Raw genomic sequence first — 13052 nt, forward strand, 5'->3', positions numbered from 1 at the left:
TTGTTTCTTACCTTTCTGTTCCATTTTCAGCATATTTCCATGTAACCTGATATTCCACACCGGTAGCTTCCCCCAACTGTGTGATATAATTTTCTATCAATGTTTTCGCACGCTCCTGCGCGCCTGCCAATAACGTTTTATTCTTTTCCACTGCTGCCACCATTTCATCCTGTGCCTCATTTACTGCCTGTGTCTGCTCCTCAGCTGTAATCTGATTCTTGTTAAACCATGAATCTGACGTTGCAATATAATCATCCACATCTATTGTTTTTACTTCCGGCTGAAAAATTTTTGCTCCGGGAATCGTAATTTGTACACTGGTACCATTTACATCCATTTTCACATCTGACATTTCAATCCCAATCTTGACAACTCCTGTATACTCAATCCAGAATTTTCTCTCCTTTTCTCCCAGATGTGCCAATCCGGATCCTTTTTCTTTTGTGGACTTAGCCACATTATGATAATAACATTCCAGCGTTGCAAGATCACAGATGGATCTGATCTGTGCCAGATCCGGTTCTAAGACAGCCGCAGTTTCCATTTCTTGTGTTTCTTCCATTTTCACTTTTGTCTTATCGTTTTTATTTGTACATGCAACTAAAAACAATGACATGACACATAGTATCATTATTATCCTATATTTTCTCATTGCATTCCCCCCTATTTAATATTAACTTTATATTCTCCGTCTATCTGTTGTACCCATGGATCAACCAGCGCTTCTACCGCAGTAACCGCATTTTCCTTCGCCAATGTCATCAGATCATTTTCTTTTGCCGCCCGCCTGGCAAGATCTGTTTTACATAATTCATATGCCTCCTGTGATACAGTTTCCGTTTCATATTTTTTATTTTCAAAAATATAATCCATTGAACCAAAATCCACCATTGTATTCTGTATTTCGCTCTCCGGCAAGGTAATGGTGATTATTTTTGTATCCTCATCAATATCGATCATAATCTTACTGAAATCAATTCCTGCAGTAACGGTTCCTTCATATGCCACATAATATTTCGGAGTAACACCATCCTCCTCATACGCACGGGCAACTGCATTATAGGAATAATCTACCGTGGAAAGTTCACTGATTTCAAAAACTTTTTCCAATGACGCTTTTGAAATCGTTGTTACCGTTCCTTCTTCTCCGATGATTGCATCTTTTGTATTTTTTAAGAAAACAGATGAAGGATCTGCATTCAGAATTTTCAGAATGACACACACTATCACAATTGCTAAAATAACCCCTCCCGTGATACGAATCTTTATCACCCGTGTTCTCTTCTCTTTATTTTTGCTCTTTTTTTCGCCTGTGTTCTGCTGCATCGCTTTTTCCTCCGCAAATGTTCAATTACACATTCCATTCTACAATAAGGTTTCTTTTCTCACAAGCACCATATTTTCTGTAATAAAAGAAAGAAGAAGCCTGGTTACAGTTCAAAAAAAGGATCTGAATCTTTTCAGATTCAGACCCCATTTTACAATAAAATATATCTGCGCCTTACATTTTTTTAACCTTGATATTTTTACCGGCACCTTTTGCCTTAAAAATAGTCTTGTAAAAAGATACTTTCTTTGAAGGTACTTTAAAGACTGCGTTTGCTTTGATGTTCTTAAATGCATCTTTTCCTACACTTGATTTAGTAAGTTTTGATGTCTTGATTGTAACTGCTGCTAACTTTTTATTACCGGAAAATGCTTCTTTACCGATCTTTGTCAGTTTTGTGGAAGAAACCGTAATGCTGGTAAGTGCTGTACAATTTTTAAAAGCAGCATTCCCAATGCTCTGCAGGGATTTTGAATCTAAAACAAGTTTTTTCAACGCCTTACATCCGTTAAAAGCGTTGTTTTCAATTTTTGTTATATTAGATGCTCCACTTACAGTTTTTAATTCTGTACATTTATAAAATGCCTTATTTCCGATCGTCTTTACATTAGAACCGACAGTTACTTTTGTCAGTTTGCTACATCCGGAAAATGCGCTGTCTGCAATTGCAGTTACCTTAAATGTATATCCGTTGATTTTAACCGTTGCAGGAATAGATACCTTTGTAATGGTTTTCTTTGCATATTTATTTACGGTTACGGTATTTTTTCCGGTTACTTTATACTTGATCTGTCCAACTGTTTTCACAGTTCCAACTGCCGGTTTTTTCTTTTTGTCTGTAGTTCCGTTATTTCCCGTATCAGCTTTTACCAGTGCCGAAATCGCTGTTTCCAGATCACTTGCTGCCTGATCTACTGCAGTCTGTTCTGCGGCTGCATCTGTAAGTTTTTTTGCAGCATTAAGTGCAGTCTGTAACTTTTTCCAGCTGTCTGCCGTGTAATCACTCTGCTTTAATGATTCTGCTTTCCTGATCGCAGCGTTCAGTTTTGTAACATCTGTTTTTGTTTCTTCTTTTGTTTCTTCCTTTGGCTCTGCCTTTACCAGTGCTTTGATTGCAGCATTCAGATGCTCTGTTGCCTCATCTACAGTAGCCTGTGTGTGCGGAGCCGCAAGCTCATCTTTTGCCTCTTTCAATTCAACGCAAAGATCAGACCAGCTTGCTGCCGTATAATCACTCTCAGTTAAGCTCTCTGCACTTTTGATTGCAGCTTCAAGTGCTGTAGTATTTACCGTTTCCTCTTTATCCTTAACGATATTTGCATCCGTTGCCTCAAATTTTACTGTATAATCATTGTAACCAAGTGCATATACCGTCAATGTCCAATATCCGGTTCCATCTGTTCCCTCCGGCAGTTTGCAGCGCAGTGAATCCGTAAGTCCAAGCTGTATTCCCTGTGCTTTGTGCATCCAGTTATCTGCTGCAAATTTGGTTCCATAAGACTGAAGTGGTTTGGTATAAGTACTGTCAGATCCATAATAAGTCCACTCTACTGCCTGCATATCTGCGCCAAGTGCACCATATCCGTCTCCTGTTAAATCAACACGGAGAAACTCTCCATAAGAACCGTTTGCCTCTTTTACCGTTGTTGTGATATTCTCTGCAGTTTTTAATGCAGCATCCTTAATACCAGAATCCGTTCCTTTATTTACCCTCGCAGAAAATGAAAAACTTCCGTCCTCATTTTTGGTAACCGTTTTTAAGCCATTGGTGTTTTCTGTTACTTCTGCGACCAGATCCGTATAGTTTTTCAGATTGTTCTCCGTAAAGCCTCCGGATAAAGTATCTCCATTTTCTACTACGGTATATGCTGCTTTAAAAGCTTCATAATCGTCTGTTTTTACCTTGACTGGAACATATTTAAGTCCGGTTACCACATAACTTTCAATATCCTTTTTATCATAGGAAAAAGGATTTCCGTCCGTCAGTACACCTTTGGTTGCCCCCGTATAATATGCCACTTTAAGTTTGGTACCATCTTTCATTGTAATTTCTGATGTACACTGGTAACTTCCCCTGTGCAGACCATGATTGGTAGTTGCCCTCGATACCGTATCAAATGCGCCCTTGTCAAGTTCGCCCTTTGCATCTTCCTCGGCAGAGCTCTCTGTACTTCCGGCATTATATACATCTTCATTTTTCCAGTACTCAGCCCAGCTCAGTGCTGCATAAGCATACTGATACTCCTGCGCCGTCTCGTTTTCACTCTTCACCTCTTCTCCGGTGTTCTGCTCTGCTTCTACTGCACTTTCTTCTGCTGCAAAAACTGCCATAGACGGTGTTCCTGTTGCTGCCACCATGGAAAAAGCCAATACACCAGTAAGAATCCGTGCAGATACATCTTTTCTTTTCACTTTAAAATCCTCCTTTGTTTTATCTATCAAAAGTCAGTATCAACTAACTTTTAACCAAAAATTTTTCTTTGATCAAATTCCGATCCATAAATATAATAAAAGCAGAATTACCACCCTTATGCCAGTAAACCACCATTCATTACCTTTCTGTTTTCCAGAGATACCGCAGTGAATGTTCCTTTTGGGACAGGTGCCGATACATTTCTGGCACATAAAACATTCACCTCTTGTCTCGATCGAGCCAGTTTCCGGCAGTCCGATATCCGATGGACATTTTTTCGTACATGCCGCACACCCCGGAATGCAGTTTTCCCTGTCTCTTCTGAGTACAAAATATGGAAATACCGGAAGGAGAGAAAATATTGCTCCCATCGGGCACAAAATGCGGCAGAAAAAACGCTCCTGCACACACATGCCGCACAGGATCAGAATAAGCAGGACGACTCCCACAAGATATCCTCCCAATGCAAAATTTCCTGCATGAACCATGGAAAATACATCCCATGGACTGCAGCCTTTCAATCTCACATAAACACCGTTAAAGCACAGAAAAAGAATCAATAATAATATGAGATATTTTATCTGTGATAATGCTGCCGTAAGTTCCGCACTAAGCGTGACCGGCTTCTTTTTTAATTTTTTACTAACCCAGACATAAACTGCACGCACCCAGTCAGAAAGGCTTCCAAATGCACACGCAAATCCACAAAAAAACCGTCCAAATACCACAGTAAATGCACAGAGCATAATAAGTGTCATCACAAACGACGTAATCTCTATCTGTGCCCCTGTTCCCATCTGTCCGGCAATATATTTGACACCGGAAAATGCAGCCGTAAATGCTGATGGGAACAATACAAAAAACAATAGTTGTATTCCCGCACGTATCCATACCGGGATCTGCTTTTTATGCTTTTTCCAAAAAACAGATCTATTTTTTTGAATTATTTCAGCTATATTTTTTAACTTTGTATCTTCCAATTTTTTCCTCACTCTTACTGTTCTGCCTGTTTCAGTGCCTCGCTGACGGCATCCCGGATTCCGGTAGAACTAAATGTTGCACCACTTATGGTATCCACTTCCGTGGACTGCGCATCCATGATCTTTGGAATAATATCTTCTGCCATGGATAAATAAGCTTTATCCTCACCATCTGCAGATGTTATCTCAATTTCACTGACTGCTCCATTTTCAACGGTCACAAGTACATTGATCATTCCGCCAAAACCCTTTGCTTCACCTTCCCATTTACCATCAGAATAGGCTCCTTTTGCATTGACAGTTTTCTCATTTTCCTGCCCTATGGCATCTTCTTTGTCCTGCTGCAGTTTTGTCACCTGCGCCTCTAACTTTGTGATCTCTTCATCTTTGCTTCTATCCTTTAATACCTGGTCATAACCTGCCAGTATCAAAATGACTGCTGCCAGACTAAATGAGCGGATCAAAAAATCTTTCATCTGACATTCTCCCTTAATTTTTTGCCTGCTCTAATGCCTTCTGGCAGGCTTCAATGATTGCTTTTGAAGAACAGGTTGCAGACGATACCGTATCGATTCCCTCTGTACTGTTCTTTTGTAATATCTGACTGACAACACCTTTCGATGCGGCTTTTATATAGAAAGAATTGCTCTTTCCACCGTCTCCGGAAATATCTCTGATCTCTGTGATCTTATCGTTTTCAATCACAACCGTCACCGTCAGATTATATGCATCAAAATCCTCGTCCTCATCCGGATTGCAGACAACATTTACCTTATAGTTACCATTTTTATAAGTCAGCGTCTTCTCGCCACTATCCTCAGTGTTTTCCGTATCATTTTTTTCGGTATCACCGCCACTCTCCGTGCTGTCACTGCCGTTTTCCGTATTACCACCGTTATTTTCTGTGTCTTCACTGTCTTTTTCTGTATTCTCGCTGTTCTTTTCCGTGTTTTCGCTGTCTTTTTCTGTATTCTCGCTGTCTTTTTCTGTGTCCTCGCTGTTCTTTGTATCGTCAGCATCGTTCTGACTGCCGGATGAAGTGTAGATGCCGTCTTTTTCTGCAGCTTTTGCCACTACCTCCACAGCATGCATTACCGCTTTAGAGGTGCAGGTTGCACCGGACACTGTGTCTACTCCATCAATTCCGTTTTTCTTTACAATCTGCGCCGCAACCCCCGGATGTTTACTGCTGCCAGAGACCGCTTTTGTAATATAAGTATCATTCTGGGAATCTCCATCCCCATACACGTCGGAAACTTCAATGATCTTTCCATTCTGAAACATCACTTTTACATGCAGGTTGTACGATGTAAAAGCACCGCTCTCATCCGGATTACATACAACTACTCCATAATACGAACTCGCATTTGATGTGTCTGGCTTTTCGGTATCATCCTGTGTTTCGGTATCCGTTTTTCCCTTTTTTGCAGCCTTCATCGCATTTGATACTGCCTCAATGATTCCTTTTGAACTATATGTTGCACCGGAAACCGTATCCACAGACAAGCTCTGCTTATCTATGATAGTATCCGCTACTTTTTTCGCCTGGTTAAAATAACGGTCATCCTCGTTTTTGTGATCTGTGATCAGAATCGCCTTAATCGTCTTATCCTGTAATACCATCGTGGCAGCGATATCACCGCCATAGCCCTCCCCGACTCCGGTATAGACTCCGTCTGGATAGTTAAATTTTCCCTTTTTCTGCTTTTCTGTTTCTTCCTTGTCCAGCCCAAGTGCATTTTTTACCGCATTAATAATACCGTTGGAACTAAATGTTGCACCGGAAACCGCATCCACATTTACTGTCTGACCTGCAAGGATTGTCCTTATAACGCCTTTCGCACGTTCAAAATAAGATTCCGTGTCTGACTGGCTGACAATATCGATCGCCGTGATCGTACGGTTTTCCACTTTTACCGATACTGTCACTGTGCCGGAATATCCCTGTGCACTTCCCGTATATGTACCATCCGCAATATCAAAATCTCCTTTTCCAATTGTAAATGCATCTTCCGTCTCGCCCGTCAATGCATTTTTTACCGCATCAATAATTCCCCTTGAACTATATGTAGCGCCGGAGACCGTATCCACATCCGTACTCTGCTTTTCTAAAATACTTGCAGTCACACCCTCCTTTGCACGGTTAAAAAATCCTGCATCATCCGACGTTTTTACAATATAGATCCCAACGATCGACTTATCTTTGATTTCAATAAACAATTTGACTGGTCCGGCAAATCCAGTTCCGGTTCCTTCATAATAGCCATCATCCAACGCAAAATTTCCTTTTGCCACAGCCGTTTTCTTCGTCTTGTCACCGGAAGACAATGCATCTTTGACTGCATTTATGATTCCTTTTGAACTGTATGTTGCACCGGAAACTGTATCCACATCCGTACTCTGCTTTGCAAGGATGCTTGCTGTCACGCCTTCTTTTGCACGATTGAAAAAGGCTGCATCATCCGAATTGCTCAGAATATTGATCGACCGGATCGTCTGATTTCTGATCTCAACTGAAACTTTGATCTTGCCGGAGAATCCATTCGCACTTCCTTCATAAGTTCCATCTGCAAGATCAAACGCACCAGTCAAAACAGCAACCGTTTCCGTATTTTCAAATTCCGTCTCTGTTTCCGGCTCTTCCACCGACTCATTACTGGCATTTTCGATAACAGTTTCTGACTCTTCCTGTTCACCCTCTGATTCTGCACCATAAACCGGTGCTGTATAATCACTCAGTGAAACAACTGCACCAAGTCCCACGATTGCTGCCAGAATAACTGGTGCGATTCCTGAAATATTTTTCCAGATTTTGTTCATGCTTATCTCCATCTAAAACTATCTTTTTATGATTCTTTTTCAATGATCTTCGTATCCAGTTCCGATTCAAAACTATTTGCAATCCCCTCTGTGACATAGATTTTCCTGTCATCCGTCATCAGAATCATGTCAAATTCATCACTGTGAGCTCTCCAGTATTCCGTTGCAGCTTCCTTCCCCATAATAAAAACGGACGTAGAAAGTCCATCCGCAAGCGTCCCGTCTGCCGTAACAATGGAAACAGAAATCAGTCCGTTCTCCGCCGGATAACCAGTTTTGGGGTCTATAATATGATGATATGTCTTTCCATCCTGCTCAAAATACCGTTCATACCCACCGGAAGTGATCACAGCCTTATCCTGTATGGAGAGCACCCCAATATACTGATCTGTATCCTGTGGATTCTGCACTGCAACACGCCATTTGCCCCCATCTGTTTTGGTTCCAAGTGCCTGTACATTTCCACCAAGATTAACCAGTCCGCTTTTAATTCCACATTCACGGTATATATCCATGATACGTGCGGAAGTATATCCTTTTGCTATCCCGCCTAAATCAATCTGCATTCCTTCTTTTTGGAATGAAATCTCCTTCGTCCTGCTGTCATAAGAAATATCATTCACATCCGTCAATGTCAGAAGCTCCTGTAATTCTTCTTCCTCCGGCACCCTGAAATTATCATCTGTAAATCCCCATGCTTTCATCACAGGGTATATTGCAATATCAAATGCACCATTTGTTGACTGGTACAGGTCTAAAGACCGTTCCACAAGATAAGCGGTATCCTCCGAAAGGATTCCTCCTCCATTCTGGTTGATCTGATAAATCTCACTATTTTGATCTCCGGTAGATAAAAGACTATCGAGACGTTCTATTTCCTCCTCTGCCCGTCGGACAGCTTCATTTGCACCAACACCATAAGCTGTTACATTCATATAGGTATCCATTGCAAATATATCCCTGCTTGCCTGTGTACTTTCGTTTTCCTGCTGACTCTGCGCATCTGCCATTTTCTGTGTGCTGCTTTCCTCATTTTATATAACAGGAAACTTCAACGCTTTTTTTATAAGCAGAAAGATCCCAGTGTTATCCTTAATGGTAACACTGGGATCTTTCTACATATCGTCATATGTTTTATTTAATTGTATTTTAATGCCTTTTTCAAAGCTGCTGAAATTGCCGTTCCTACGATAAAACATACGATTGCTTCAATCAGTCCGTTCACACCGACAAATGCTAAAATAAACAGCAATGCATTTTTCGCACCCAGAGCCGATACGAATGACTGGATGTATTCTGTATTGTAAAATCCGAGCACTAACATTCCCATAAAAAATGTAGTGTTAAGTAATGGACAGCAAAGGTTGCTGATCGTAACAGATGCACCGGATGGCAGCTTTGTTTTGCGAAGTCCTTTATAGATCAGACCTGTCAACCATCCCATCAAAATACGGGTAGGTACGCATACCAGAAATGTCAAAAAGCCGTTAATTCCAAGCAGTGCTGCACCAAACGGACTCATGCCAAAGCACTGGATAAAACTTGTAATGCCGAACACACCGCCTAAGATCGCACCTGCTGCCGGTCCTAATGTAACAGCTCCTACCGCTACCGGAACGACGATCAGCGTGATCTCAAGACCTGCTGTTCTGATATATCCGATCGGGGTAAAAGCCATGATAAGAATAATAGCAACTAAAAGTGCCATCTCCACAAGATACTTTGTGGAAAACTTTTTCTGAGTCATAGTCTCTTCCTCTTTTCTTAATAATATGTAATTTTTTCATATGCAACGTTATTAAGTATAGCACTTGAACACCTTTTCCGCAATGCTGCATTAACGTTTTTAACATATTCTGTTAATTGTATTTCAGTGCCTTTTTCAAAGCTGCAGAAATTGCCGTTCCTACAACAAAACATACAACCGCTTCAACAAGTCCGTTGATTCCCACAAATGCAAGCACAAACCAGAACGGATTGCTGACACCCAGTGTCTGAACAAATGACTGGATATACTCCGTCTGATAAAAACCAATCACTAGCATACCCATAAACAATGTCGTATTCAAAAGCGGACAGCATAAATTTGCGACCGTGATTGATGCAGTATATGGGATTTTCGTCTTTCTGAGTCCCTGATAGATCAATCCGGTCAGCCATCCTACCAGAATACGTGTCGGCACATATACCAGAAATGCCAGAAACGGATTAATTCCAAGCAGCGTCGCACCAAAGGCGTTTAGTCCGAAACACCGTAAAAAACTGGCAAATCCAAATACACCACCTAAGATTGCACCTGCCGTTGGTCCTAGTGTAACAGCTCCTACCGCCACCGGAACAACGATCAGGGTAATTTCTATACCTACTGTCTTAATGTATCCGAGCGGGGTAAAAGCCATGATAAGAATGATGGCAACTAAAAGTGCCATTTCCACAAGAAATTTTGTGGAAAACTTTTTCTGAGTCATAGTCCCTTCCTCTTTTCTCGTTTTTATGTAATTTTATACGAAACACAGGACGAGCCATTTGTGAATCATTATAAATTTCCGGCATCCTGTATCTCTGCAACGTGACTAAGTATAACATCTGGCAGTATTTTCCGCAATCTTAGATTGCGTTAATCCTAAAATTGTGCCATCCTCAGAATTGCACTACTGTACTGTATCATTGAAATTTAGTATATCTGCCACTTTAATTAAAAAGTGACAGATGATAGTGTCGGATACAGTGATATCAGTTTTTCCCGTGCATCCCCGGTTTGGAAATGCCACTGTATCTTAGCTGTATCCCGATTACGTTCCATTTCCCATGCTGATAACTCACATTTAAGTTTGTCAAGGGTGGATATTCGACGCGAAAGACATTGGCGTGTCATTACATTCAGCTCAATTTCTGCCATGTCAAGCCAACTTCCATGTTTAGGCGTATAGTGGATTTCCAGTCGTTTTATGATCCTTCTTGCTTCTGATGGTGGAAATGCTTTATAAAGTGAAGCAGCTTTATGGGTGTTTAGATTGTCCATTACCAGTATGATTTTCTTTGCATCTGGAAACATTTCATCTGACAGATATTTGATTTCCATTGCCCGGTCAATTGCAGTACGGTGTTCATGGACACTCACATGGTGTCTGCCGCCAAGTGGTTCAACAAAAGCAAATATGCTGCAGGTGCCATTCCTCTTATATTCGGAATCCGTTTTCTGGTTGTCACCCGGACGAACAGGCAGTGGCTGCCTTACATCATCCAAAAGCTGGTATGGCTTTTCATTCATACAGACAACAGGGTACATCGGGTCATATGGGAGTTCATAAACATCAAGGACATCTTCCATGCAGGCTACAAAATCAGCATCTTCTTTTGACGGAATACACCAGTAATCATTCATGTGAGGTCGAAGTTTATTTTTTTTAAAGCCCTGCCGATGGTATCTTTACTGACTGGAACATCAAGTACAATTTTTGCCTGTTCTTCCAGCAGACGGAGTGTCCAGCGGGAATGTCCTTCCGGTGCAGGACTGCACGCAATTTCAATAATACGAGCCTCAGCACGCCCATCAAATTTTCTGCATGCATTATCAGAATTGACATTCCGGTTCATTGTACGGATACCCTGGATGCCTTTTTCGGAATAAAGCTTTACAGTATTCATGATAGTAGCCATACATACACAATTTGTTTTGGCAGACTGTGCATGGGTAAGAACTTTACCGTGTGCCTCATCTAGATCAATGATAATCTGGCATCTGTTTCGAACAGTTTTGGTTGTTTGCTTTTTACGCATAACAGATTTTAGTTCCTTGAGTTCGTCATCCGTTAATGAAATATTATATTTTTTTGGTCTTGCCATCTAAAATCACCGCCGTTTCTTTTTAATATATCATGAAACGGTTTGTCAGACCATAAAATTAATTAAATATCAATGATACAGTATACTACCACTTTTTTATATTTTTAATGTTTCCTTAATTATCAATAAATGCCATTGACTTTCTGCTTTTTGCGTGCAAAGCTAACCATATATTTATAAGAAAAGAGTTTTTACCATGATACAGAAAAAAAATGTACTTAACACCGTTCCGGTTATCTGCCTTGGTGCCCTGCTTTTGGGGTCGGCATACGGGCAGCTTCACACGCCAATGACGCCGCCACCGATTACAGCTCTCGCCTCAGATATTCTGCCGACGACAGGCAATGTCCGAGCACTTGATGTTGTGGTCGATTTTGCGGATGCGAAATATGATACAGACAGACGCCTGTCCGATGAAGAAATTTCCTCCTATCTGTTTGGCACAGACAATACTGAATTTTATCCCTGTGAGAGCCTGACTAGTTATTTTGACCGTGCTTCATACGGATCACTACATATGACCGGAAATGTATTTCATTACACAGCGAAAGGTACGATCGCATCCTACGAAAAAACGAACGATGGATACGAAACGCTGGTGCGTGAGGTTCTTTCCGGTTTAAATGATACGATCGACTATACCGATTATGATTCTGACGGCGATGGCTATATCGACGCTCTCTGCCTTTCTGTTCCAAGCGGAGGCAATGCTGATTTCTGGTATGGCTGTACGGCATCCTGGTGGACTTCCACCCTGCCGGATTTAGATGGCGAAAAATTAAATTACTATGTGATCAGCGATGAACAGCCTTATGCCGATACCATGGATTATTATCTCGGAACACTCGCCCACGAATACGGGCACTGTATGGGACTCCCGGATTATTATAAATACGGTTTAAAAGAAAATTTTGAAGCTACGACTGGGGATGCCGGCATTGAACGCATGGATGAAGCTGCGGGTGATTTTTGTCCGTTGTCAAAGCTGCTGCTCGGATGGTACCTTCCGGCAGAAGTACAGATTTACCACCCCGGCAGCAAAAAGACCGACATCACTTTAGCTGACTCCTCCATGCAGACTAACACTCCAGCTGCACAGACATTTACCCTGACAGATGATACCCAAGAGGGAAGCTGTCTGATCATACCGCGCACTGATGCTTCCAGTTATTTTTCAGAATACATGATCCTTGACTATATCACCCCGAATGGTAATTATGACGGTATGTTTTCTTCCGGCGGACTTCGTATTTATCACGTCGATGCCACCCTTGCAAACGACGAATACTATGCCCCCTATCTGACCGCTGATAACTACAGTCCTGTCTACGATTCCACCAATAACGGCAGGCGGATCTTAAGACTGGTCAATGACGGAAATGGCTTTTACCGGAACGGTGATGTGATTGATGGCACTGCCACAGGCTTGGGCTGGTATGACAACAACGGACAGGTGACCATTGATACCGGGTATACGATCACGGTTGACTCTGTATCTGCGGATCAGAAAAAATGTACCGTAACGATTTTGCCGGACAACTAAATAACTTTTTCCACCAACTCCAGACAAGAAGCCGCAAATTTTCTCCAACTCCCAACAAAAAGCCCGTCCCCCATGTCAGCTTCCTCACAGAATCCAAACATGAAAGACGGGCTTTCTATCTTA

The 13052-nt window shown here is 41.5% G+C and carries 12 protein-coding genes; 1 reads left to right on the forward strand and 11 read right to left on the reverse strand.

The window, feature by feature from the left end:
* Nucleotides 1–7: 7 nt before the first annotated feature.
* The 11 genes from ACDD58_RS01775 to ACDD58_RS01825 form a co-directional block, all read right to left on the reverse strand.
* Nucleotides 8–652 (reverse strand): DUF4230 domain-containing protein, encoded by a 645-nt coding sequence (locus tag ACDD58_RS01775; RefSeq protein WP_241070779.1) that lies wholly within the window; start codon nt 650–652, stop codon nt 8–10.
* Between the two features lie 11 nt (nt 653–663).
* Nucleotides 664–1326, reverse strand: a complete 663-nt coding sequence (locus tag ACDD58_RS01780) for a DUF4230 domain-containing protein (RefSeq protein ID WP_117922260.1) — start codon at nt 1324–1326, stop codon at nt 664–666.
* 175 nt (nt 1327–1501) lie between these two features.
* Nucleotides 1502–3739 (reverse strand): penicillin-binding Tp47 domain C-containing protein, encoded by a 2238-nt coding sequence (locus ACDD58_RS01785; RefSeq protein ID WP_370775379.1) that lies wholly within the window; start codon nt 3737–3739, stop codon nt 1502–1504.
* A 72-nt stretch (nt 3740–3811) separates the two neighbouring features.
* Nucleotides 3812–4606, reverse strand: coding sequence for a 4Fe-4S binding protein (locus tag ACDD58_RS01790; protein WP_370775382.1), 795 nt, complete (start codon nt 4604–4606; stop codon nt 3812–3814).
* A gap of 128 nt (nt 4607–4734) precedes the next feature.
* The gene (locus ACDD58_RS01795; protein WP_117922262.1) at nt 4735–5196 is read right to left on the reverse strand and encodes an FMN-binding protein; all 462 of its coding nucleotides are present in this window, start codon (nt 5194–5196) and stop codon (nt 4735–4737) included.
* A 13-nt stretch (nt 5197–5209) separates the two neighbouring features.
* A complete protein-coding gene (locus ACDD58_RS01800; protein ID WP_370775387.1) occupies nt 5210–7540 on the reverse strand; it encodes an FMN-binding protein in 2331 nt (776 codons plus the stop codon).
* A 26-nt stretch (nt 7541–7566) separates the two neighbouring features.
* Nucleotides 7567–8550 (reverse strand): FAD:protein FMN transferase, encoded by a 984-nt coding sequence (locus tag ACDD58_RS01805; protein ID WP_370775389.1) that lies wholly within the window; start codon nt 8548–8550, stop codon nt 7567–7569.
* 128 nt (nt 8551–8678) lie between these two features.
* Complete coding sequence (locus tag ACDD58_RS01810) at nt 8679–9287, reverse strand: ECF transporter S component (protein WP_117922265.1); 609 nt, start codon at nt 9285–9287, stop codon at nt 8679–8681.
* Between the two features lie 112 nt (nt 9288–9399).
* Nucleotides 9400–10008 carry an ECF transporter S component gene (locus ACDD58_RS01815; RefSeq protein ID WP_117922266.1) on the reverse strand — a complete coding sequence of 203 codons (609 nt, stop codon included), beginning with the start codon at nt 10006–10008 and terminating at the stop codon, nt 9400–9402.
* Between the two features lie 227 nt (nt 10009–10235).
* On the reverse strand, nt 10236–10925 hold the full coding sequence (locus tag ACDD58_RS01820; protein ID WP_117922267.1) for an IS630 family transposase: 690 nt from the start codon (nt 10923–10925) through the stop codon (nt 10236–10238).
* Entirely contained in the window at nt 10922–11386 is a 465-nt protein-coding gene (locus tag ACDD58_RS01825; RefSeq protein ID WP_117922268.1) for a helix-turn-helix domain-containing protein, read from the reverse strand. Before ACDD58_RS01825 ends, ACDD58_RS01820 begins: the two co-directional genes overlap by 4 nt.
* 196 nt (nt 11387–11582) lie before the next feature.
* On the opposite strand from ACDD58_RS01825, the gene ACDD58_RS01830 reads away from it, so the two are divergent.
* On the forward strand, nt 11583–12929 hold the full coding sequence (locus tag ACDD58_RS01830; protein WP_117922269.1) for a hypothetical protein: 1347 nt from the start codon (nt 11583–11585) through the stop codon (nt 12927–12929).
* Nucleotides 12930–13052: the final 123 nt, after the last annotated feature.

It is taken from the genome of Roseburia sp., from assembly GCF_041325975.1.
Classification (GTDB): Bacteria; Bacillota; Clostridia; order Lachnospirales; family Lachnospiraceae; genus Roseburia; species Roseburia rectibacter.

Bases quoted from the DNA above. Each gene is read 5' to 3' on its own strand.
- ACDD58_RS01795 (WP_117922262.1), bottom strand. From the start codon at position 5,196: ATGAAAGATTTTTTGATCCGCTCATTTAGTCTGGCAGCAGTCATTTTG.
- ACDD58_RS01775 (WP_241070779.1), bottom strand. From the start codon at position 652: ATGAGAAAATATAGGATAATAATGATACTATGTGTCATGTCATTGTTT.
- ACDD58_RS01780 (WP_117922260.1), bottom strand. From the start codon at position 1,326: ATGCAGCAGAACACAGGCGAAAAAAAGAGCAAAAATAAAGAGAAGAGA.
- ACDD58_RS01815 (WP_117922266.1), bottom strand. From the start codon at position 10,008: ATGACTCAGAAAAAGTTTTCCACAAAATTTCTTGTGGAAATGGCACTT.
- ACDD58_RS01825 (WP_117922268.1), bottom strand. From the start codon at position 11,386: ATGGCAAGACCAAAAAAATATAATATTTCATTAACGGATGACGAACTC.
- ACDD58_RS01820 (WP_117922267.1), bottom strand. From the start codon at position 10,925: ATGAATGATTACTGGTGTATTCCGTCAAAAGAAGATGCTGATTTTGTA.
- ACDD58_RS01805 (WP_370775389.1), bottom strand. From the start codon at position 8,550: ATGGCAGATGCGCAGAGTCAGCAGGAAAACGAAAGTACACAGGCAAGC.
- ACDD58_RS01800 (WP_370775387.1), bottom strand. From the start codon at position 7,540: ATGAACAAAATCTGGAAAAATATTTCAGGAATCGCACCAGTTATTCTG.
- ACDD58_RS01830 (WP_117922269.1), top strand. From the start codon at position 11,583: ATGATACAGAAAAAAAATGTACTTAACACCGTTCCGGTTATCTGCCTT.
- ACDD58_RS01810 (WP_117922265.1), bottom strand. From the start codon at position 9,287: ATGACTCAGAAAAAGTTTTCCACAAAGTATCTTGTGGAGATGGCACTT.